This window comes from Ruegeria sp. AO1, from assembly GCF_056535985.1.
On record NZ_JBQFJC010000001.1, the window covers coordinates 3,507,036 to 3,527,811 of the forward strand.

Sequence of the window (20,776 nt, forward strand, 5' to 3'; positions counted from 1 at the left end):
GATGGCGCAACTGGTGCGGGATTGCATCAATTTCGACGCAAATCCGACGTGTATCTCAATTTGAGACCTACATGTTGTGTTTCTCGGATTTTCAACCCCAAGAATGCGAACGGAGCCACCTTGGCGACTCCGTTAGGTTGAGTATCAACAGATTCGTCCCCAGAATCACACCCAGGGACGGGCCTGACCGGCGTGATCCTCGAACTTGTCGATGTGATGGTCTTTTTCCATCGTCAGGCCGATATCGTCCAGACCGTTCAGCAGGCAGTGCTTGCGGTGCGGGTCGATGTCGAAGGTGATCTCAACCCCGTCCGAAGTGGTGATCTTCTGATCTTCCAGATGCACGGTCATGCGGGCGTTTTCGCCCTTGTGCGCGTCATCCATCAGAACCGCGTGATGCTCTTCTTCGACCACGATAGGCAGAATGCCGTTCTTGAAGCAGTTGTTGAAGAAGATGTCGGCGAAGCTGGTCGAGATCACGACCTTGATGCCGAAATCCTTGATCGCCCAAGGTGCGTGTTCGCGCGAGGATCCGCAGCCGAAATTGTCGCCGGCCACCAGAATCTCGGCCTCGCGATAGGCGGGTTTGTTCAGAACGAACTCTTCATTCTCCTGCCCGTCGTCGTGATAGCGCATCTCGTCAAACAGAACGACACCAAGGCCGGACCGTTTGATAGTCTTCAGGTGAACTTTGGGGATGATCATATCGGTGTCGATATTGATCAGCGGCATTGGGGCGGCCACCCCGTGGACTTTGTCAAACTTTTCCATGTCTACACTCCTGCGGGGTAGGGCCGCGCCCGTGCCTCGCGTTTAAGCTTCTTTCGCTTCAGTTGTTTCGTCTTTGGGTGCGTTCTTGACGAAGAACGCCATGAAGACCAATCCGAACCCGTTAAACAGCATCTCGATGCCCAGGAAGATCCCCAGAATGCTCAGCAGGGCCTGCGGTTGCTGCCCGACATAGCTCCAGATGATGCCTGCGAGGACGATCGACAAGATGCCTGAGATCATCGTGGGCCAGAAAAACTGCGTTCCCTTCATCTGGAACGACAGAATGATCCGCGCGATGCCGCCTGCCATGAACAGGATCAGCACTACGGTCGCCAGCGTAAGCGTACCCTGCAGCGGGTGATCCAGAAAGGACCAGCCCAGAAACAGCATGACCGCACCCATGATGAGTGACAGGATTTTGTTGCCAACGCCTTCAACTGTGAAGCCGCCAACAACCTGCAGCACGCCCGAGATCAGTAGCAACACGCCGGTTACCACCGTCACGGCGACAGATGCCACGACAGGTGCGCCCAGCACAAAGATACCGAACGCTATGGATAGGAGCCCCAGCAGGAGCCATTTGATCCAGTCACTCATTTGTTCAATCCCTCAAATATCTAGATATGAGGGGACCTTACATCAATTCACGGACGTCTGTCAGCCGTCCTGTGATTGCCGCAGCGGCAGCCATTGCCGGGCTCAGCAGGTGAGTTCGCCCACCACGCCCCTGACGACCTTCGAAATTACGGTTCGAGGTCGCGGCGCAGCGCTCGCCCGGTTGCAGCTGGTCGGGGTTCATTGCCAGACACATCGAGCATCCCGCCAGACGCCATTCGAAACCGGCCTCTTTGAAAATCTCGGCAAGGCCTTCTTCTTCGGCCTGAGCGCGGACAAGACCGGAACCCGGCACGACCATGGCGCGCATGCCGTCCTTGATCTTCTTGCCCTTCAAGATTTCCGCTGCGGCGCGCAGATCTTCGATGCGGCCGTTGGTGCAGGACCCGATGAAAACGGTGTCTACTTCGACATCGCTCAGCTTCTGACCGGCTTCCAGACCCATGTATTCGATCGAACGGCGGGCCGCGTCGACCTTGCCGCCTTCAAAGTCCTCAGGGTGCGGGACGGTTGCGGTGATCGGCAGCACGTCCTCTGGGCTGGTGCCCCAAGTAACGACCGGCGCGATATCTTCGCCGCGCAGGGTGATGACCTTGTCAAAATGCGCGCCTTCGTCGGTGTAGAGCGTTTTCCACCAATCCAGCGCAGCTTCCCACTGAGCGCCTTTCGGAGCATGCGGGCGGCCTTTGACATATTCAAACGTGGTTTCGTCCGGCGCGATCAGGCCGGCGCGCGCGCCGCCTTCGATCGCCATGTTGCAGACGGTCATACGGCCTTCCATCGAAAGATCACGGATCGCTTCGCCGCAATATTCGATGACATAGCCGGTGCCGCCAGCGGTGCCGGTCTCACCAATTACGGCCAGAGTGATATCCTTCGCGGTCACGCCCGGCTGCAATTTGCCGGTGATCTCGACCTTCATGTTTTTGGATTTCTTCTGGATCAGGGTTTGGGTGGCCAGAACGTGCTCAACCTCGGACGTCCCGATGCCGTGGGCCAGAGCGCCAAACGCGCCATGGGTGGCGGTGTGGCTGTCGCCGCAGACAACGGTCATGCCGGGCAGGGTCCAGCCTTGCTCGGGGCCGACGATGTGGACGATGCCCTGACGGACGTCATGCACAGGATAGTAGTGAATGCCGAAATCCTTGGCGTTCTTGTCCAGGGCCTCGACCTGAATGCGCGATTCGGGGTTTTCGATCCCGTTCACACGGTCAGGCGTGGTCGGAACGTTATGGTCCGGCACGGCGATGGTCTTTTCCGGTGCGCGCACCTGACGGCCTGCCATGCGCAGGCCTTCGAACGCCTGCGGGCTGGTGACTTCGTGAACCAGGTGGCGGTCGATATAAAGCAGGCAGGTACCATCATCGGCTTCATGCGCGACATGGGCATCCCAGATCTTGTCATAGAGTGTTTTGGGGGACATCGGTCCTCTCCCGTATGTAATGAGAAATAGCTGGCGAGGTGGCTTAGGCCGCCGATAGGCGGGCCAGAACCGTGCGGGCAGCCCCATAGAACCGTTCGCGCAACCGCGCGCGGTCTTCCAGATTCTGAAGTTGGGCTACATTGAGTCTCATATTCCGGTCAGATATAGACACTGGCCGAGTCTATCAAGGTCTTGTAAGGCCCCCAGATGCCATCAGGGCACATTCATGCGAGGCATCAGGCCTGCTTCATTGAAATGTCATGGGTCGCTTGCTACCTTGATTTTACCCTGCGCCGGGTTTTACGGCGCGCAGCAAAGGAGGACTATGTCCTGTCTCTACATACCCAGGCGGGTTTGCCCGCCGATGACGGGGCCAGTGTAATGGCCCACTCTCAGTCAATCAGCGACAAGCTGCTTGAGCGTATCCTTTCCTCACTTTCCGACGACAAGGCCGAAGACGTCGTGCAGATCAACCTGCAAGGTAAGTCTTCTGTTGCGGATCACATGGTGATTGCCTCGGGTCGGTCGACCCGTCAGGTCGCAGCCATGGCGGAAAAGCTGACAGATCGCATCAAGCAGGAATTCGGTTTCACCTCGAAGGTCGAAGGCAAGGATGCCGGCGACTGGGTGCTGATCGATACGGGCGACGTGATCGTCCATATCTTCCGCCCCGAAGTGCGTGAATTCTACCAGCTGGAAAAGATGTGGCAGCCTGCGGGCGGCAGCGCCTCAGCCAACTGAGGCGCCATCCCGGCCTTTATTGAAGGGCCGGAGGCGAGAGAGATATGCGTATCAGCATAGTTGCGGTCGGGCGATTGCGCGCCGGACCCGAGAAGACCCTGCTTGACGATTACCTGACCCGTTTCGACCGCACCGGCCGTGGCTTGGGCCTTGGGCCTGCGCGGGTGATCGAGGTTGAAGACAAGAAAAACGCAGGGATGGGCGCCGAGGCCGGTCTGCTGCGCAAGGCACTGCCCAAAGGCGCTGTGATCTGTACGCTGGATGAGCGCGGACGGCTGATGTCTTCACCGGATTTTGCCCAAAAGCTGGGAAACTGGCGCGACGCCGGGCGGCAGGATTTGGCGCTGATCATCGGTGGAGCAGATGGAATTGACCCTTCACTGCGCGCTGAGGCGGATTTTTCCATCTCATTCGGGTCCATGGTCTGGCCCCATATGCTGGTCCGTGTGATGTTGGCCGAGCAACTCTATCGGGCCGCAACCATCCTGTCGGGCGGCCCCTATCACCGGGTCTGAAACGGGTCTGACATGGCGCAGCTTCTGATTGTCTATCATTCGCGCACCGGCGGTGCTCGGCAAATGGCCGAAGCAGCGGCCGAGGCCGGTAGGGATGAGGCAGATATCGTCCTGAGAACCGCAGGTCAGGCCGGGTCCGACGATCTGCTGGCCGCGGACGGCTACATTTTCTGCGCCCCCGAAAACCTCGCCGCGATTTCGGGCCTGATGAAAGAGTTCTTCGATCGTAGCTACTATCCCGTTCTGGGCCGGATCGAAGGCCGCCCCTACGCCCAGATGATCTGCGCCGGGTCTGACGGAGAGAACGCCGCCCGCCAAACCGCCCGCATCGCCACCGGCTGGCGGTTGAAAGAGGTGCAGCCGCCTTTGATCATTTGCACTCATGCTCAATCGCCTGAGGCGATACTGGCTGAGAAGACAATCCCCGAAGACCAACTGGATCAGTGCCGCGAGATCGGCGCGGCTATGGCGGCGGGGCTGAGCCTCGGGGTGTTTTGATCCTCAGTTCAAGTCGATGATCGTGGTGTCTTCGCTCCAACCACCGACATTGTCGCGGGCTTGAATCTGCACCTGCGTGATACCTTTGGGAATCGAGACGCCGCTCAGCGAGCGGGTGAAGGGCTGTTCGTCCACATGCGGGTGATGCAACACGCGCATGCCAAGTTCGGCCCCCTTCATGTCCAGCACACGCCAACCATCGGCGTAGTCATCCCATCCGGTATCCGGATGCCGGATCGTCACATCAAAACGCCACGTATCTCCGCTGCGGCTGGCCGAGACGCTCTCGATGGTCGGCGGATCGGCAAGAACGGGCGTGGCAAGGAAAGCGGTCAGAATCAGGTAGCGCATGGGCAGATCTTAAGGAATTGATTACGAAATAGGGATCACGTCTTGGTGTCAGGGGGTAAGGTCAGAAGCACCGTTCGCGAATGCGAGGCGAACTCACGCCGGTAGAGAACACCAAAGGTGATCACGGTGCCAATGATCAACGCGATGGGGCCTAAGAACCACGCGAGCGAGGCAAGCGCGAAGTAGGTGGCCCTGAGCGCGCGGTTGAAGCTGCGGGCGGCGGTCACACAGATCTCGGCGGCTTGCGCGGCGCGCGGGTAGGCTTCCGGGTCATCGGGATCATTCGGCACGGCGGCCATCAGGACGGCGCAGTAGCCGAACAAGCGGTGCGCCCAAACGTATTTCAGAAACGCGTTTGCCAGAAACAGGATCACAACGAGGATCTTGATCTCCCACACCAATGCAGGGGCGCTGCCGATGGCCAGATCGCTGGCGACGCCTGCCAGTTGCTCGGTATTGCCCAACAACGCAAGCCCGCCGCCAATGGCGATCATCGTGGTTGAGGCGAAGAAGGTGCTGCCCTGCCGCATGGCTGCAACGACCTGTGCGTCAAACATGCGGGGCTGGCGGGTGACCATCTCGTGCATCCAACCGCGGCGGAAATCATCCATCATCATCGCGACAGACAGTTTGCCCGGCGAGGGGTGTTCGATCTTCCAGCCGATCCCTTGCCAGGCCATCAGCAAAAGCAGAACGGCCGCATAGTCCAGCGTCGAAAACATAAGCGCGCGATCAATCCAGGTCATGGCGCGACAGTAGGGTCAGATCATAAAACTTGCCAGACGGAGAAATTGGTAATATTATTTTACCAAATTGGAGGATCAGCCATGGAAATGCCCCAGCCAAATCCTGAAGTGCTTGCGCGAAAGCAGGCCGTTCTGGCGCGATTGCTGCAGGTTTTGCCTGAGGATGCGGTGATTCACGACCCGTCAGAGACTCGGGCCTATGAGTGTGATGCGCTGACCGCGTATCGTTGCCCGCCCATGCTGGCGGTGCTGCCATCGACCACGCAGGAGGCCTCGGACGTGCTGCGTATTTGCCATGACGAAGGCGTGCCGGTGGTCCCGCGCGGTTCAGGGACTTCGTTGGCTGGAGGGGCGCTGCCGACGGCGGATTGTGTGATCCTTGGCGTGGCGCGCATGAATGACGTGTTGGAGACGGACTATGACAACCGCTTCATCCGCGTTCAGACCGGCCGCACCAATCTGAGCGTGACCGGCGCGGTTGAAGAGGAGGATTTCTTCTACGCGCCCGATCCATCATCCCAGCTTGCCTGTGCAATTGCGGGGAACATCGCGATGAATTCGGGCGGGGCGCATTGCCTGAAATACGGTGTGACCACCAACAACCTGTTGGGCGTGACCATGGTGATGATGGATGGCAGCGTGGTCGAGATCGGCGGCGCGCATCTGGACTCCGGCGGGCTAGACCTGTTGGGGGTTATCTGCGGCTCGGAAGGGCAGCTTGGCGTCGTGACCGAGGCGACGCTGCGGATCCTGCGCAAACCAGAAGGCGCGCGGCCTGTTCTGATGGGGTTCGATGACAATGAGGTGGCCGGTCAATGTGTCTCGGACATCATCAAGTCAGGTATTTTGCCGGTTGCGATCGAATTCATGGATACGCTCTGCATCAGGGCGTGTGAGAATTTCGCCCATGCCGGCTACCCCGATTGCCACGCGCTGCTGATTGTCGAGGTCGAAGGCTCGGATGCCGAGATTGACTATCAGCTTTCGAAGATCGTCGAAATCGCCAAGCGCCACAATCCGGTGGAACTGCGTGAAAGCCAGTCGGCTGAAGAAAGCGCCAAGATCTGGCTGGGTCGGAAATCGGCCTTTGGTGCGATGGGGCAGATGAACGATTACATGTGCTTGGACGGCACAATCCCGGTCTCGGCGCTGCCACAGGTTTTGCGCCGCATCGGAGAGTTGAGCGAGGATTATGGCCTGCCCGTCGGCAACGTTTTCCACGCGGGCGACGGCAATATGCACCCTCTGATCCTGTTTGATGCCAATAAGCCCGGTGATCTGGAGAAATGTGAGGCGTTTGGCGCCGATATCCTGAAGCTTTGCGTAGATGTGGGCGGTTGCCTGACCGGAGAGCACGGGGTGGGCATCGAGAAACGGGATCTGATGTCGCATCAATATAGCGCGGCAGATCTTGAGGCGCAGATGGCGGTGAAGGATGTGTTCGACCCGCAGTGGTTGCTGAACCCGGCCAAGGTGTTTCCGTTGGACGTGTCACAGGCGCGCCGGATGGCTGCGGAATAGGGGGCTCTGCCCCCGTCGCGCAGGCGCGACTCCCCCGAGGTGTTTTGGAACAGAAGAAGTGATATGAGACCTGAGACAGAGGCGGAACTGGCCGAGATCGTGGCCGGGTTGCAGGGGCCGGTGCGTATTGCAGGTGGCGGGACGCGCGGGGTGGATGGCCCGGGGGCGGTTTTGAATGTGGATGGGTTGCGTGGGATATCGCTCTATGAACCCGGCGCGCTGACTTTGGTTGCGCAGGTGGGAACTCCGGTGGCCGAGATAGACGCCGCGCTGGAGGCCGAAGGTCAGCAACTGGCGTTCGAGCCGGCGGACTACCGCGCGCTGCTGGACACCTCGGGTGAGCCGACGATTGGTGGGGTTGTTGCCGCCAACATCTCGGGGCCACGGCGGGTGCAGGCCGGCGCGTGTCGGGATTTTCTGCTGGGCGTGTGGTATGTCGACGGGCAAGGGCAGGTCGTGAAGAATGGCGGGCGGGTGATGAAGAATGTCACCGGCTATGATCTGGTCAAGCTGATGGCAGGCTCCTGGGGGACGCTGGGGGTGCTGACCGAAGTGTCGTTGAAAGTGTTGCCGAAACCCGAAGCGGTCGTGACCCTGGGTGTGCCGGTTGCCCATGCCTCGGGCGCGGTTGAGGTTCTGTCTGCCGCATTGCGGTCGCCTTATGAGGTGAGCGGGGCTGCCTTTGCCCCCGAAACAGGTCAAGCATTGCTGCGGGTTGAGGGATTTGCGGACTCGGTTGCGTATCGTGTCGAACGTTTGCAGGACGTGCTGTCCGGGTTTGGCGAGGTCGCCGTTGTTGAGGATTCAGATACGACGTGGCGCGCGATCCGGGACGTGACCCCGTTCGCGGGGAAAGAGGGCGATGTCTGGCGTATCTCGGTCAAGCCCAGCGATGCACCGGAAATCACTGCGCGGCTTGAGGCGAATAAACTCCTGCTCGATTGGGGTGGCGGTTTGATCTGGGCGTTGGTGGATGAGGGAACCGATGTTCGCGCGCGTCTTGGCGGTTTTCAGGGCCACGCCTCTATTGTGCGGGCGAAACCCGAGACCGTTGAGGCTCTGGGCCGTTTCCAACCGGAGCCCGCACCGGTTGCAGCCCTCAGCCATGGTTTGCGGCAGCGCTTCGATCCGCGGGCCCTGTTTAATCCGGGATTGATGGGGTAGGCCGATGCAGACGACTTTCACCGAAGAACAGTTGCAGGATCCAGGCATTCAACGCGCGAACGAGATCCTGCGCAGCTGTGTTCATTGCGGGTTTTGCACCGCGACGTGCCCCACTTATCAGGTGCTGGGCGATGAGTTGGACAGCCCGCGCGGCCGTATCTACCTGATCAAGGATATGCTTGAGAATGAGCGTGTACCGGACGAGAAGACGGTCAAACATATCGACCGTTGCCTGTCCTGCCTGGCCTGTATGACGACCTGCCCGTCAGGCGTGCACTACATGCATCTGGTCGATCACGCGCGCGTGTATATTGAGAACAACTACAAGCGCCCATTGTCGGATCGTGTGCTGCGCTGGGTTCTGGCGCAGATCTTGCCCTATCCGATGCGGTTTCGCTGGGCCTTGATCGGGGCCAAGCTGGGGCGTCCGTTCCGGTTTCTGATGCCGGATGCTCGGCTGCGGGCGATGCTGGATATGGCGCCAAAACATATCCCTCCGGTCAGTCGCAATGACGACCCGCAGAGCTTTGCGCCCAAAACACCGCGCAAAAAGCGAGTGGCCTTGATGACGGGCTGTGCGCAAAAGGCTTTGAACACCGATATCAACGACGCAACGATCCGTCTTCTGACCAGGTTGGGATGCGAGGTGGTTGTCGCCGAAGGGGCCGGATGTTGTGGTGCGCTGACCCACCACATGGGCAAAAGCAAGCAGAGCCACGCGGCGGCTGCAAGCAATATCCGTGCTTGGGTGCGTGAAATGGATGGGGATGGGCTGGACGCCATCGTCATTAACACCTCGGGCTGTGGGACGACGGTCAAGGACTATGGGCACATGTTCCGAAATGACCCTCTGGCACAGGACGCGGCACGGGTGTCGGCCCTTGCGATGGATGTCAGTGAGGTCCTGATGCAATTGGATCTGCCCGAGCAGTCGGATCAAGGGCTGACCGTGGCCTATCACGCGGCGTGTTCGCTGCAACACGGGCAGCAGATCAAGACCTACCCGAAGGAGCTGCTGAAAAGCGCTGGCTTCAAGGTTGTTGAACCCGCTGACAGCCATCTGTGTTGCGGCAGTGCGGGCACGTATAACCTGATGCAGCCCGAGATCTCGGGCCAGCTGAAACAGCGCAAGGTGCGAACGCTTGAGGCGAAAAAGCCCGACCTGATCGCTGCGGGGAATATCGGCTGCATGATGCAGATCGGATCGGGGACCGAGCTGCCGATCGTTCATACGGTCGAGCTGCTGGATTGGGCCACCGGAGGCCCGAAACCTCGTGGTTTGCAGACGGGCAGGGCGACCTCAGAGGTGCCTATTTTGCGCTAGGCAGCGATGATGCGCCTTGGCATCAGTTGAACAGGAAATTTCCGCCAAGCCGACCTGCCCTATTTTCGCCCCACGCGACCCGTAGAACAGTTGACCGGAACGGATAGCCGGAGAACCGCGTGCGCAACTGGATCAAGGCCATCGCGCTGAGTGTGCTGCCAATGGCCGCCTCGGCGCAGGATACCGGGCTGAAAAGCCTCGAGACGTCGGATTCCGGGCGGCAATGGATGGCCGTGGGGCGGCTGGATATTGACGGCACCGGGTTTTGTACCGGCGCGTTGATCTCACCCACTCTGGTGCTGACCGCCGCGCATTGCCTGTTCGAAAAACATACCAAGAAGCGAATCGACCCGTCGCGGATCGAGTTTCTGGCGGGTTGGCGACGTGGGAGCGCTTCGGCCTATCGTCCGGCGCGTCAGGCCGTGATTCATCCGAAATATGTATACAATGGCAGGGCCACCAGCGACCGTGTCCGCTATGATCTGGCGTTGATTGAGCTCTGGCAGCCGGTTCGAAACACCACCGTTATTCCTTTTGAGACCGGTGCACGCCCCGACCAAGGCGAGCAGGTGGGTGTCGTGTCTTACGCGCATGACCGGGCCGAGGCCCCGTCGCTGCAGCAGGTTTGCTCGGTCATGGCTGGGCACCGTGGTGTTTTGGTAATGTCCTGCGACGTTGATTTCGGGGCCTCTGGCGCGCCGATTTTCTCTCTGAGTGGTGAGCGTCCGCGAATCGTATCTGTGGTGTCGGCCAAAGCCGAGCTTAACGGGGAAAACGTATCATTGGGCACCGCGCTGGATGGATCGCTGCAGCTGTTGCAGGCGGAACTGTCCAATGGCAATGGGTTTGGCCTGTCTTCGGGCAGCTCCGGGTCTGGCAAGAATGTCGGGGCAAGGTTTATCCGGCCATGAGGAATGCCTTTGCCCTTTTCGTCCTGTGCGCCTCTTTGGTGGCCACGGCGGCGCAGGCCCAAAGCAACAAACGCACACTGACGGATCGCGATGACCTCTACGGGTGGGAGGCGATCGGCCGGCTTGATGTGGGCAAACGGTCCTTCTGTACGGGGACGCTGATAGCGCAGGACATGGTGCTGACAGCCGCCCATTGTGCATTGGACAAACGCACCGGACAGGCCTATGAGCCGGGCGAGGTGACGTTCCGCGCTGGGCTGAGCAATGGCGTCGCCCTGGCCGAGCGCAAGGTGGTTCAGATTGCCACGCTTCCAAGCTATGGGACCAATGACCCTCTGTCGAACCAAGGTGTGCGCGAAGACGTGGCGCTGATGCGGCTGGAGGAACCGATCCCCTATTCGATTGCCGATCCGTTTGTCCTGTATAAGGGGCCCGTCATCGGCTCCGAACTCAGTGTCGCTTCTTACGGTCGAGGACGGTCCGAGGCCATAACACGCGAAAAATCCTGTCGAATCCTAGATCGGCGAGACGGGCTGATCACCTTTGATTGCGATGTCACCTTTGGCTCATCGGGGTCGGCTGTTCTGACCAAAAACGGGTCGCGCTGGCAGATTTTGTCGGTTGTCTCCGCCATTGGCGAGAGCGGGGGGCGCAAGATCGGCTTCGGGATGGAACTGTCTCCGGTCGTCTCCGAACTCAAGGCGATCATGCGGCGGGATGTACCCCAACCCAAAGCCAATATCCGCAGATTGCAGGTGGGTTCGGGCAAGTCCGGATCGGGCGCGAAATTCATCAGCTCGGGCGGGGGTTGAACTTACCCAAATCGTTACCCATTTGATTTGTATCGGATCGCCACAACGGGGTCCGGTATAACCCAAGGCCCGTCCAGATCGGAGGGCTGAACATCGTAAATCGCTCTAGGATGAGGATAACGACACATGCGTACATTTGATTTTGCACCGCTGCACCGCGCCACCATTGGTTTTGACCAGATCGCCGACATGATGGACCGCGTTCTGACCAACGACGTGGCACAGCCCAGCTATCCCCCATATAACATCGAAAAAACCGACGCCGACACCTATCGGATTTCCGTCGCTGTCGCCGGTTTTTCCGAAGAAGATCTGTCCGTCGAAGTGAAGGAAAACGCACTGATCGTGGCTGGCAAGAAAGCCGCCGAGGACAAGGACCGCAGCTATCTGCACCGCGGTATCGCCACTCGTGCGTTTGAGCGCCGCTTTGCTCTGGCCGACCATGTCCGCGTGACAGGTGCCAGCCATGAGAACGGCATGCTGAACATCGACCTCAAGCGCGAAGTGCCCGAAGCGCTGAAACCGCGCCGGATTCAGATTTCCTCGGGCAAGGTCATCGAAAAAGATGTGGTTGATGCCAAGGCCGTGAACTAACGCGCCTTAAGTTCCTGCGGCGGTCTCCTCCTCCCTGACTGCCGCAACACCCGCCCCGCGTTCCTCCAGACGCGGGGCGTTGTTTTTTGCGCTGCTCAAGGGAACCATTCCCTGATCAACCGCGTGGCTTTCCTGTTCCGATCTGCCTATAAGTGGATGAAAAGACCAAGAGCAGTCAGAGGTCATGCATGACCCTATTGGGCATCACATGTCAGAAGGATGACGGGCCGTTTCTGGTGGAATGGCTGGCTCATCACCTTGCGGCGGGAGTCGACCGGTTTCTGGTGCTGAGCCACGATTGCTCGGATGGGTCGGATACGTTGTTGCGGGCGCTGGCCCAGGATGTGCGGATTGATCATCTGCCCTTCACCCCCAAAGGCAACAAGGCGGTGCAGTGGCAGGCGTTGAAACTGGCCTCGGATCACCCAGCTTACGCTTCGGCCGATTGGGCGCTGTTTTTCGATTGTGACGAATTCTTGTGCCTGCAGGACGCTTCGCTGCTCGATCTCCTGACCCGGTTCGAGGCAGCATCAGGGCTCTTCGATGCCCTTGCCCTGCCGTGGCGGTTCTTTGGCGCGGGCGGTCAAGTGAAGCGTGACAGAGGTCTGACGCCCGAGAGGTTTACGCAAGCCGCGCCGAAGGATCTGCATTTTCCCCTCGGCCACCTGTTCAAAACGCTCCACCGCCCGGCGGCGTTTCAAAAGCTGGGGGTGCATCGGCCCCGCAGCAAACCATCAAAACCCGCGCGCTGGATCGGCCCGGATGGGGCGGACTTGCCTGCGGGTTTCGCGGGGAATGATGGCGCGATTTCGCTCTATGGTCTGCCTATGGGCGCGCGTCAGGTCTGGTTGAACCACTATGCCCTGCGCTCGCGCGAAGAGTTCATGGTTAAACGCGCACGCGGTTTGCCGAACCACACGGACCGCGAGATCGGGATGACCTATTGGGCCGAGCGCAATTGGAACACGGTCAAAGAGACAAGCATTTCCGCAATGATGAAAGCGACCCGGGCTGTTTGTGCCGATCTGATGGACCTGCCCGGCGTAGCCGCCGCGCATGAGGCCTGCCTGAACTGGCACCGTGCCGCCTATGCGGCTTTGCAGCAAGATATCGAGGCCGTACGGCTGGAGTTCCGCCTCGGGCTTGTCAACAGCATCCCGCCCTCCGCTCAAGAGGGGGCTGCGTTTGTTGCCCGACAGGTCTCGCTTTTGTCAAAGGCGGCCGAGTGATGGGGCTGATCGAACGGCAGCTTGCAGGTCAGGATTTGGGTGTCGCGATCCTGCTCGATGCGGTCGTGCATCAGGACGATGGCGCGCAGGCCGTCACGTTGTTCTTTGATCGTTTGATTGCGGCTGAGGAAGTCATCCCCCCTAAGGGCAGCGTAGCTGAGGAGGCAGGCGCCGTGGGCGACGCGCGCATTCTGCGATATCGCTTGCCGCAGGACGCCCACCCTCGATTTACGATCTGCGGGGAGGCTTTTGATCTGAACTGTGCGCCCTCGGAATGCGCGCTGTTTGAGGGGCAGAATGCGTTCATCGCTCAACGCAACGGCGAAAGCGCTGGGATCGTGTTGGAGTGGTTGGCCTACCACATTGAAACACAGGGGCTTGAGGCTGCCGTGATCCTCGACCGTGCTCCTCCCGGTGCCGAGGATGGGTTTGCCGTCGCGCTTCGCGAGTGTCTGGAAAGCCATGCCTTGCCCTGTCAGGTGGTTCTGGTCCAAAGCCCGGTGCCGCTGGGCAAACCCGACCTGCCACCCGAGGCGCACCCGTTTTGCGTTAGCGAGTCTCCGGGCAAGGACCGGATGGAGGTCCCGCCCCCTAGCCCATGGGACAGCCCGCTTGGCGCGTTTTCGGTCTATGAGATCTTGCGCACACGGTTTCTGGCGCAGGCGCGCGCCGTGGCAAATATCGACGTGCATGATCTGATGGTCGAAACAGATACATTCGTCTTCGACGCAGCCGTTGCATCCGAGGGTGGACTGATCGCGTTGTTCGGACGGCATTGCTATCCGTGGCGCGTGCGTGCGGGACAAAAGGCGCATTTCGGTGATCATATCTGTGTGCAGTTCGATGCCACGGGCGGTCGGCAGCGCTGGTGCATCGCGCCGGCCAAGTCTGCCCCTGATGCGGTCTGGCGGTTGGTCCGGGTCGGAAATGCGCGCCCGGATTCGACCCTAACTATGGGGTTTTACCGCCATATGCTTTTGCGACACCCGACACGCTCGATCTCGAAAATCGTGCCAAAGACCTCTCTGATCGAGCATGAGCCGCTGTTGCATTTGTCCACCACGACCTGGGGGCACAAACCGGTGCGGATGCCCGAGTTGGAGGTCACCTCAAAGGAAACAGGGCGCGGACGCTGTGCCATCGTGACCACGATGAAGAACGAAGGCCCGTTCATTCTGGAATGGCTCGCCTATCACCGGGCCATCGGGTTCGATGATTTCCTGATCTACACCAATGACTGCACCGACGGCACTGATACGATGCTGGAGATGCTGCAAAGCAAAGGCCTGGTTCAGCATCGCGACAACCCGTTCCGTCAGATGGACATGCGCCCGCAGCACGCGGCCCTGCATTCCGCAGATGATGAGCAGATCGTCAAAGACGCCACGTGGGTCGCCTGCATTGATGTGGATGAATACGTGAACATCAAATGCGGCGACGGCACTCTGGACGCGCTGTTTGCCGCCGTGCCTGACGCCAACATGATCGCGATGACCTGGCGATTGTTCGGTAACGGAGACCTACACGGGTTCGAGGACAGGCCCATAATCGAACAGTTCCAGCGCTGCGCCCCGGAATATGCCCGCAAGCCGCATCAGGCCTGGGGATTCAAGACGCTGTTCCGCAATATCGGCCTGTTCCGAAAGCTCGGCGTGCATCGCCCCAAGGGCCTCAATCCGCAATTGTGGGAGGAGATCAACTGGGTCAACGGGTCCGGTGCGCCGATGCCGCGCTCGATGTTTCGCAATGGCTGGCGGTCCACGATAAACACCTATGGCTATGATCTGGTGCAACTGAACCACTACGCCGTCCGCTCGGCCGAGAGCTTTCTGGTCAAGCGCGACAGGGGCCGGGTGAACCATGTTGAGCGGGATCAGGGCCTCGCCTACTGGTTCCGCATGAACAACAACTACGCCGAGGATCATTCCATCGCGCGTATGGTGCCAGCAATGCAGGCCGAACTGGACCGCCTGCTCAGCGATCCCGAGATCGCCGCCGCGCATGCCCATTCGGTAGATTGCCACCGTGCCAAGATCGCGGAACTGAAGGCCACACCGAACTACGCCGCTTTCTACGCCGAACTGACAGGCGCGCGTCTGGAAAAGCTTGCGCGCCTGCACCGGCATTTCGGGGCGAACGTGTTCCTCAAAGGCCCCTCATCCATTCCAGATGACGTGCTGGAGCGTGACCCCGACAAGGATTGGTTCTTTACCGTCGATCATGACGGGGAAACCCAACATTAGAGCCTAAAGCGCGGCTTTCAGCCCCTTGACCAGCTCATCCATTTCCGGATCCAGCTTCATTGAGGCTGCCTTGCGCCGGTGCCATTCCACCGCCCGTGCATGCAGATCGCCCAAAACCGGGTCAGATTTCAACTCATCCGCCAGCTTGTTGCTTTGCGGGGCGTAGCGCTCGATCGAGGTGTCTTTCTCGTCGTTGAGGTTGAACCTGTCCCAGTATTCCATGCCCAGCACGTGGTGGCTGTGGTTCGCCCGTCCGCGCGCGCGTTTGATCAGAAAACTCTCCATTGAGCGCAACGCATAGTGGTTGACCTGCGCATGGGTAAACAGGGGCGGGTTCTCGGTGCGCTTACCGTCGATGACATAGTCCCCGCCACCGGGCAAAACTCGTTTCGTGTCCGGGATATGCTCATCCAGAGACACCGGCGCATGCAGGCCCATCCGCTTGAATTTGTGCTGGTTGGTGTAGAGGGACTTGACGAATTTACCGGTTTTGGGACGATCCTTTGCGTCCCATTCGAATTCGCCCATGGTGAATTGCTGGGTAACGGGCGCATCGTCGAACCGTTCGATGTGGTCTGGGCCGAATATCCGCCAAGGCACAGAGATCACATCCGCATCCGCACCGGACCCTTCGACCAGCGCACGGGCCGAGCCATCGCCCATATGGATATTCAGGTACTCATCCACATCGCAGACAAAGACCCATTTGGCGTCCATCACGATGTCGTAGCGGCGCGAGGCCTGCCGCAGGGCCGAACGGTGAATCCCGCCACTGCGAATGATTGTGTTGTGCTGGGTGACCAGCCCCATCTCTTGTAGGCGCACAAGGATTTCGACGGTGGGATCGGTGCAGTCATTCGTGCAGACCAGAATATGGTCAAAGCCCAGCGTTTTGTAATGCGCCACCCAATCAATGATGTAGGGGCCTTCGTTTTTCATCGTGGAGACGACTGTATAAGTCTCATTGCTCATGACTGTCTGCTCGCTTGCCTGCTTTGGCGCCTGGGTCTTGTCTATGCGGCGCAAAACGGGATGCAGCAAGGTCACGCCCGGCCAACTATTCGCGCCTGCTGCGTAATCTGGCGGTACCCAAGCGCGGCGCAAGACCTTAGGATCAAGAAAACGACGCGTGTGCCAAAATACACGCAGGCACAAGGATACGCGGATGGCACGCACGCGCGAGGTTGGCACGTTATGGATCGGTGGCCCGCTCAGTTGGCTTGAACAGCTGTGCCTGAAATCCTTTGTGGATAAGGGGCAGAAGATCACCCTGTTTTCCTACGAGGATATCCCCAACGTCCCTGATGGTGTGATCCGCCGCGACGGGCGCGAGATCATAGATACCGACGATTTCATCAAATACGAACAGAAGAACTCCTTCGCGCTGTTCGCCGATTGGTTCCGGCTGCACATGATCCAAAAATGCCCCGGCATGATCTGGATCGACACGGATGTCTTTTGCCACCGCCCCATAACCTATGACAGCGACTATGTCTTTGGGTTTGAGCTGCCGGACTCGCCTCGGATCAACAACGCGGTGCTGGGGATGCCTTCGGACAGTGAGCTGCTGCGCCAGATGCTGGACTTCACCGAGGATCGCTATTCCATCGCGCCGTTCCTGCCGAAGGCGAAACAGCGCGCCATGCAGCAGGCGGCGGAAAGCGGCAACCCGGTTCACATTTCGCAGCAGCCATGGGGCGTCTGGGGGCCGATGATGGTAACACATTTTGTTCACGCGTTGGGTTTGGAGCACCACGCCCTGCCGGTCAGCGCCTTCTACCCGGTCACCTTCCCCGAGCGCTACAAGTTCATGCGTCGTGTGGCGTTGGCCAAGCAGCTGATTACCGAAGACACCACGGCACTTCATCTGTGGGCTTCGAACAAGCGCCAGTTGGGCAATCATCACAACGGCCTGCCGCCTAAGGGCACCTACCTCGCCAAACTTGTGGCCGAGACGGGCATCAACCCCGTCCTCTCGCCGATCAAAGGGCGAGGGCATACGGTGTTTGACGGCGCGCTGATTGATGAGGTCGACCTGACCGAGGTCCGCTCGGTCGCGGATCTGACCGGCAAGGCGCGCAGCTTTGTTCTGGCGCTGCATCACAAGTTCGATTGCGACGTCAAGCTGGTCGACGTCAACCGTCGCGGTAAGTTCAAATCCGAAGAAGAGCCGTGGATTGCCGACTATGTCGCCTTTCTGACCGATCATGAGGTCGACCGGGACCGGATCGAAATCATCACCTCAGAGGACCGGCTTAAGCCGGTGGACGTGCTGTGCAATCTCCAAGGGTTTGGCGATCACTATAGGGTGCCGTTCCTTGAGAAGTTCCTGATCCGGATGCTGCATTCCAACACGCAGCTGTTCATGGATATCCGAAAAGGCTCGGGCGCGTTTCCCTTCCTCAAGGCCTTCGGGACCAATGAAAAGATCGCCACGCATGAGGTTGACGGGCACGAGGTCACCCGCGTGAAGGTCCTGCCTAAACCGCCCGAACCCACCGATGCCGCAAGCAGCTGGGCGCAGATCGCGACGGATCTTGCAGGCAAGGACGGCTGGTACAGGCCCGGCGAGATCGGGCACTCACTGCTTTATATGCCGCGGTCCAAGGACACTCTTGTGGTGACCTTCGACAATCTGGACGTGGCGATGAACAATCGCAAAGACCGTCGCCCCTGGGGATATTCCTTCATCAAAGAGCAGAACTGGTCGATGCTCTCGGCCATCGCGGGCGGGTGGACGTGGTATCGCGAACCCTGGGTTTATGACCAATTCGATGAGCTGAAGCAGAGCGGTTTCTTCGACCAGTTTCAGCGTGTTGTCTTTTATGGGGCCTCGATGGGCGGCTATGCGGCCTGCGCCTTTTCTCCGGCAGCGCCGGGCTGCGATGTGGTTGCCATCTCACCGCAAAGCACGGTCGACAAGTCCGTTGTCCCGTGGGAGACGCGCTATAAAACCGTTTGGGATCGGGACTTTACCGGCCCTTATGGCGATGCCGCGCAGGTCAGTCAGGCGGCGCGGCGTGTGTCGATCCTCTATGACCCTTACGAGCCGCTGGATGCCGGTCACGCGGCGCGGTTCACGAACGCCAACGTCTCGCATCTGCGTGCGCCGCTGCTGGGGCATCGCTTGGGGTCGTCTCTGCTACAAATGGGTATCCTGCACCCGATCATTCTCGGGGCGTTGAACGGAACCCTGACCGAGACCGAGTTCTACACCCTTCTGCGCGCCCGCAGACAATTCCCGCGCTACCAGCGAGAGCTGTTCAATCGCGCGGTCAAGAAAGGGCACAAGGACCTCGCCCGTCGTATGGGCGCGCATATCCTGAAACAAAACCCCAACCGGGCCGTGCGGCTGGGGTTGAAAGAATTGGGCTAGACGAGGCCGTCAGGCGCGTTTTTCGCCGATGGTCGCAACGCCCAGAATATCCAGAACCTTGGCTTCGATCTGTTCGGCATTCATGCCCGCCACCGCATACATGTCCGCCGGGCTGGCCTGATCAATGAAGATGTCGGGCAGGACCATCGAGCGGTATTTGAACCCGCGATCAAACACGCCTTCGTCGGCCAAGAGCTGCGCGACGTGGCTGCCGAAACCGCCAATGGCGCCTTCCTCGATGGTGATCAGTGCCTCGTGGTTTTCGACCAATTCAAGGATCAGATCGCGGTCCAGCGGCTTGGCAAAACGTGCGTCCGCAATAGTCGGGGTGATGCCGCGCGCCGACAAGGCCTCGGCCGCTTTCTGAACCTCGGCCAGACGGGTGCCGAAGGACAACAAAGCCACGCGCGCGCCTTTCTGGATCAACCGGCCTTTGCCGATTTCGATAACCTCGCCCCGCTGGGGCAGGTCGACACCAACGCCCTCTCCCCGGGGATAACGGAACGCAATCGGGCCGTCGTCATGGGCTGCTGCGGTGGCCACCATATGCATCAGCTCGGCCTCATCTGCGGCGGCCATCACCACCATGCCCGGCAGATTAGCCAAATAGGCAATATCGAAGGACCCGGCATGAGTGGCGCCATCCGCGCCAACAAGACCGGCACGGTCGATGGCAAAGCGCACCGGCAGGCGCTGGATTGCCACGTCATGCACAACCTGATCATAGCCGCGCTGCAGGAATGTCGAATACATCGCGCAGAAGGGTTTCATCCCACCTGCAGCCAGCGCGGCACTGAAGGTCACGCCATGCTGCTCCGCAATCGCCACGTCAAAACAGCGCGAGGGGTAGCGTTCCGCAAACAGGTTCAACCCGGTACCATCGGGCATGGCGGCGGTGACGGCGACGATCTTGTCATCGCGTGCGGCCTCTTCCACCAGCGTTTTGCCAAAGACCGAGGTATAGGACGGCGCGTTTGAGGGCGCTTTTTTCTGTTCACCAGTGACCACATCGAACTTGGCGGTCGCGTGGCCTTTGTCGCGAGCCTGCTCGGCCGGGGCGTAGCCCTTGCCCTTTTTGGTCAGTACGTGGATCAGGATCGGCCCCGTGGCCCGTGCCTTGACGGTGCGCAGAACCGGCAGCAACTGGTCCATGTCATGCCCGTCAATCGGGCCGAGGTAAGAGAACCCGAGCTCTTCGAACAAGGTCCCGCCAACAGCCATCCCTTTGAGCATCTCTTTGGCGCGTTTGGCTCCTTCGCGGAACGGCTCGGGCAGCAGAGAGACCGCGCCTTTGGCGGCGGCTTTCAGCTCGTGAAACGGTTCCTCGGCGTAGATGCGCGACAGGTAGGTCGAAAGAGCGCCGACGGGTGGCGCGATGCTCATCTCATTGTCGTTCAGGATCACGATCAGGCGCTTTCGCAGGTGGCCTGCGTTGTTCATCGCCTCAAACGCCATGCCCGCAGACATCGAGCCATCGCCGATCACCGCAATCGCATCGCCCAGCCCTTCTGGGGTTACCCCGCCCAGATCGCGGGCGACGGCAAAGCCCAATGTGGCACTGATCGAAGTGCTGGAATGCGCCGCACCAAACGGGTCATAGGGGCTTTCACTGCGTTTGGTGAAGCCGCTGAGGCCATCCTTCATGCGCAAGGTACGGATACGGTCGCGGCGTTCGGTCAGGATCTTATGCGGATAGCACTGATGCCCGACATCCCAAATAATCTTGTCGCGTGGTGTGTCGAAGACTGCATGCAACGCCGTCGTCAACTCAACCACACCCAGGCCCGCGCCCAGATGCCCGCCGGTGACCGACACGGCCGAGATCGTCTCGGCCCGCAATTCCTGCGCTAGCTGATGCAGTTGCGCGTCCGAGAACTGCTTCAGATCCGCAGGGCGGTTCACAAGGTCCAGCAGTGGCGTATTCGGACGGTCAGACATTTGG

20 protein-coding genes are annotated in these 20,776 nt (G+C 59.8%); 12 read left to right on the plus strand and 8 right to left on the minus strand.

Translation table 11 applies throughout. The annotated features are described in order from the left end of the window. Nucleotides 1–165: 165 nt before the first annotated feature. The 4 genes from leuD to ACR3FB_RS17450 are packed head-to-tail and all read right to left on the minus strand — an operon-like array spanning nt 166 to nt 2,960. Complete coding sequence (gene leuD, locus ACR3FB_RS17435; RefSeq protein WP_170472726.1) at nt 166–771, minus strand: 3-isopropylmalate dehydratase small subunit; 606 nt, start codon at nt 769–771, stop codon at nt 166–168. Between the two features lie 42 nt (nt 772–813). Then, nucleotides 814–1,368 carry an HdeD family acid-resistance protein gene (locus ACR3FB_RS17440; RefSeq protein ID WP_480566332.1) on the minus strand — a complete coding sequence of 185 codons (555 nt, stop codon included), beginning with the start codon at nt 1,366–1,368 and terminating at the stop codon, nt 814–816. A gap of 37 nt (nt 1,369–1,405) precedes the next feature. Continuing rightward, nucleotides 1,406–2,809, minus strand: coding sequence for a 3-isopropylmalate dehydratase large subunit (gene leuC / locus ACR3FB_RS17445; RefSeq protein WP_480566333.1), 1,404 nt, complete (start codon nt 2,807–2,809; stop codon nt 1,406–1,408). Nucleotides 2,810–2,852: 43 nt separating this feature from the next. Next, complete coding sequence (locus ACR3FB_RS17450) at nt 2,853–2,960, minus strand: isopropylmalate isomerase (protein ID WP_152611973.1); 108 nt, start codon at nt 2,958–2,960, stop codon at nt 2,853–2,855. Between the two features lie 230 nt (nt 2,961–3,190). Between ACR3FB_RS17450 and rsfS the strand changes: the two genes are divergently transcribed. Genes rsfS through ACR3FB_RS17465 form a run of 3 tightly spaced genes read left to right on the plus strand, consistent with a single transcriptional unit; the run spans nt 3,191 to nt 4,563 of the window. Continuing rightward, the gene (gene rsfS / locus ACR3FB_RS17455) at nt 3,191–3,550 is read left to right on the plus strand and encodes a ribosome silencing factor (protein ID WP_170379770.1); all 360 of its coding nucleotides are present in this window, start codon (nt 3,191–3,193) and stop codon (nt 3,548–3,550) included. A gap of 44 nt (nt 3,551–3,594) precedes the next feature. Continuing rightward, complete coding sequence (gene rlmH, locus ACR3FB_RS17460) at nt 3,595–4,065, plus strand: 23S rRNA (pseudouridine(1915)-N(3))-methyltransferase RlmH (RefSeq protein WP_170379769.1); 471 nt, start codon at nt 3,595–3,597, stop codon at nt 4,063–4,065. A 12-nt stretch (nt 4,066–4,077) separates the two neighbouring features. Then, the gene (locus ACR3FB_RS17465; RefSeq protein WP_480566334.1) at nt 4,078–4,563 is read left to right on the plus strand and encodes a flavodoxin family protein; all 486 of its coding nucleotides are present in this window, start codon (nt 4,078–4,080) and stop codon (nt 4,561–4,563) included. Between the two features lie 3 nt (nt 4,564–4,566). Here the strand turns inward: ACR3FB_RS17465 and ACR3FB_RS17470 are convergent, their stop codons facing one another. Together ACR3FB_RS17470 and ACR3FB_RS17475 are read right to left on the minus strand one after the other, a co-directional pair. Further along, entirely contained in the window at nt 4,567–4,914 is a 348-nt protein-coding gene (locus tag ACR3FB_RS17470; protein WP_480566336.1) for a hypothetical protein, read from the minus strand. 35 nt (nt 4,915–4,949) lie between these two features. After that, the gene (locus ACR3FB_RS17475) at nt 4,950–5,660 is read right to left on the minus strand and encodes a DUF599 domain-containing protein (RefSeq protein ID WP_480566337.1); all 711 of its coding nucleotides are present in this window, start codon (nt 5,658–5,660) and stop codon (nt 4,950–4,952) included. Between the two features lie 81 nt (nt 5,661–5,741). Here ACR3FB_RS17475 and ACR3FB_RS17480 point away from each other — a divergent pair, with 81 nt between their 5' ends. The 8 genes from ACR3FB_RS17480 (at nt 5,742) to ACR3FB_RS17515 (ending at nt 15,458) form a co-directional block, all read left to right on the plus strand. Then, a complete protein-coding gene (locus ACR3FB_RS17480; protein WP_480566338.1) occupies nt 5,742–7,181 on the plus strand; it encodes an FAD-linked oxidase C-terminal domain-containing protein in 1,440 nt (479 codons plus the stop codon). Between the two features lie 63 nt (nt 7,182–7,244). Continuing rightward, nucleotides 7,245–8,345, plus strand: a complete 1,101-nt coding sequence (locus ACR3FB_RS17485; RefSeq protein ID WP_480566339.1) for an FAD-binding protein — start codon at nt 7,245–7,247, stop codon at nt 8,343–8,345. A 4-nt stretch (nt 8,346–8,349) separates the two neighbouring features. After that, nucleotides 8,350–9,669, plus strand: a complete 1,320-nt coding sequence (gene glcF, locus ACR3FB_RS17490) for a glycolate oxidase subunit GlcF (RefSeq protein WP_480566341.1) — start codon at nt 8,350–8,352, stop codon at nt 9,667–9,669. 119 nt (nt 9,670–9,788) lie between these two features. Continuing rightward, on the plus strand, nt 9,789–10,580 hold the full coding sequence (locus tag ACR3FB_RS17495) for a trypsin-like serine peptidase (RefSeq protein ID WP_480566342.1): 792 nt from the start codon (nt 9,789–9,791) through the stop codon (nt 10,578–10,580). Then, nucleotides 10,577–11,392, plus strand: a complete 816-nt coding sequence (locus ACR3FB_RS17500; RefSeq protein WP_480566343.1) for a trypsin-like serine peptidase — start codon at nt 10,577–10,579, stop codon at nt 11,390–11,392. Before ACR3FB_RS17495 ends, ACR3FB_RS17500 begins: the two co-directional genes overlap by 4 nt. Before the next feature lie 126 nt (nt 11,393–11,518). Then, a complete protein-coding gene (locus ACR3FB_RS17505) occupies nt 11,519–11,986 on the plus strand; it encodes an Hsp20 family protein (RefSeq protein ID WP_480566344.1) in 468 nt (155 codons plus the stop codon). Nucleotides 11,987–12,174: 188 nt separating this feature from the next. Beyond that, entirely contained in the window at nt 12,175–13,215 is a 1,041-nt protein-coding gene (locus ACR3FB_RS17510; protein ID WP_480566345.1) for a glycosyltransferase family 2 protein, read from the plus strand. Further along, a complete protein-coding gene (locus tag ACR3FB_RS17515; RefSeq protein ID WP_480566346.1) occupies nt 13,215–15,458 on the plus strand; it encodes a glycosyltransferase family 2 protein in 2,244 nt (747 codons plus the stop codon). The genes ACR3FB_RS17510 and ACR3FB_RS17515 overlap by 1 nt, the downstream gene beginning before the upstream one ends. Before the next feature lie 3 nt (nt 15,459–15,461). Here ACR3FB_RS17515 and ACR3FB_RS17520 read toward each other — a convergent pair whose 3' ends face one another. Beyond that, on the minus strand, nt 15,462–16,430 hold the full coding sequence (locus ACR3FB_RS17520; RefSeq protein WP_480566347.1) for a glycosyltransferase family 2 protein: 969 nt from the start codon (nt 16,428–16,430) through the stop codon (nt 15,462–15,464). 193 nt (nt 16,431–16,623) lie between these two features. On the opposite strand from ACR3FB_RS17520, the gene ACR3FB_RS17525 reads away from it, so the two are divergent. Next, a complete protein-coding gene (locus tag ACR3FB_RS17525; RefSeq protein WP_480566349.1) occupies nt 16,624–18,834 on the plus strand; it encodes a glycosyltransferase family 32 protein in 2,211 nt (736 codons plus the stop codon). A gap of 9 nt (nt 18,835–18,843) precedes the next feature. Here the strand turns inward: ACR3FB_RS17525 and dxs are convergent, their stop codons facing one another. Continuing rightward, nucleotides 18,844–20,772, minus strand: coding sequence for a 1-deoxy-D-xylulose-5-phosphate synthase (dxs, locus tag ACR3FB_RS17530; RefSeq protein WP_480566350.1), 1,929 nt, complete (start codon nt 20,770–20,772; stop codon nt 18,844–18,846). Nucleotides 20,773–20,776 lie beyond the last annotated feature (4 nt).

Bases quoted from the DNA above. Each gene is read 5' to 3' on its own strand.
- ACR3FB_RS17515 (WP_480566346.1), top strand. From the start codon at position 13,215: ATGGGGCTGATCGAACGGCAGCTTGCAGGTCAGGATTTGGGTGTCGCG.
- leuC (WP_480566333.1), bottom strand. From the start codon at position 2,809: ATGTCCCCCAAAACACTCTATGACAAGATCTGGGATGCCCATGTCGCG.
- leuD (WP_170472726.1), bottom strand. From the start codon at position 771: ATGGAAAAGTTTGACAAAGTCCACGGGGTGGCCGCCCCAATGCCGCTG.
- dxs (WP_480566350.1), bottom strand. From the start codon at position 20,772: ATGTCTGACCGTCCGAATACGCCACTGCTGGACCTTGTGAACCGCCCT.
- glcF (WP_480566341.1), top strand. From the start codon at position 8,350: ATGCAGACGACTTTCACCGAAGAACAGTTGCAGGATCCAGGCATTCAA.
- ACR3FB_RS17475 (WP_480566337.1), bottom strand. From the start codon at position 5,660: ATGACCTGGATTGATCGCGCGCTTATGTTTTCGACGCTGGACTATGCG.
- ACR3FB_RS17510 (WP_480566345.1), top strand. From the start codon at position 12,175: ATGACCCTATTGGGCATCACATGTCAGAAGGATGACGGGCCGTTTCTG.
- ACR3FB_RS17520 (WP_480566347.1), bottom strand. From the start codon at position 16,430: ATGAGCAATGAGACTTATACAGTCGTCTCCACGATGAAAAACGAAGGC.
- rsfS (WP_170379770.1), top strand. From the start codon at position 3,191: ATGGCCCACTCTCAGTCAATCAGCGACAAGCTGCTTGAGCGTATCCTT.
- ACR3FB_RS17485 (WP_480566339.1), top strand. From the start codon at position 7,245: ATGAGACCTGAGACAGAGGCGGAACTGGCCGAGATCGTGGCCGGGTTG.
- ACR3FB_RS17440 (WP_480566332.1), bottom strand. From the start codon at position 1,368: ATGAGTGACTGGATCAAATGGCTCCTGCTGGGGCTCCTATCCATAGCG.
- rlmH (WP_170379769.1), top strand. From the start codon at position 3,595: ATGCGTATCAGCATAGTTGCGGTCGGGCGATTGCGCGCCGGACCCGAG.
- ACR3FB_RS17470 (WP_480566336.1), bottom strand. From the start codon at position 4,914: ATGCGCTACCTGATTCTGACCGCTTTCCTTGCCACGCCCGTTCTTGCC.
- ACR3FB_RS17450 (WP_152611973.1), bottom strand. From the start codon at position 2,960: ATGAGACTCAATGTAGCCCAACTTCAGAATCTGGAAGACCGCGCGCGG.
- ACR3FB_RS17500 (WP_480566343.1), top strand. From the start codon at position 10,577: ATGAGGAATGCCTTTGCCCTTTTCGTCCTGTGCGCCTCTTTGGTGGCC.
- ACR3FB_RS17465 (WP_480566334.1), top strand. From the start codon at position 4,078: ATGGCGCAGCTTCTGATTGTCTATCATTCGCGCACCGGCGGTGCTCGG.
- ACR3FB_RS17480 (WP_480566338.1), top strand. From the start codon at position 5,742: ATGGAAATGCCCCAGCCAAATCCTGAAGTGCTTGCGCGAAAGCAGGCC.
- ACR3FB_RS17505 (WP_480566344.1), top strand. From the start codon at position 11,519: ATGCGTACATTTGATTTTGCACCGCTGCACCGCGCCACCATTGGTTTT.
- ACR3FB_RS17525 (WP_480566349.1), top strand. From the start codon at position 16,624: ATGGCACGCACGCGCGAGGTTGGCACGTTATGGATCGGTGGCCCGCTC.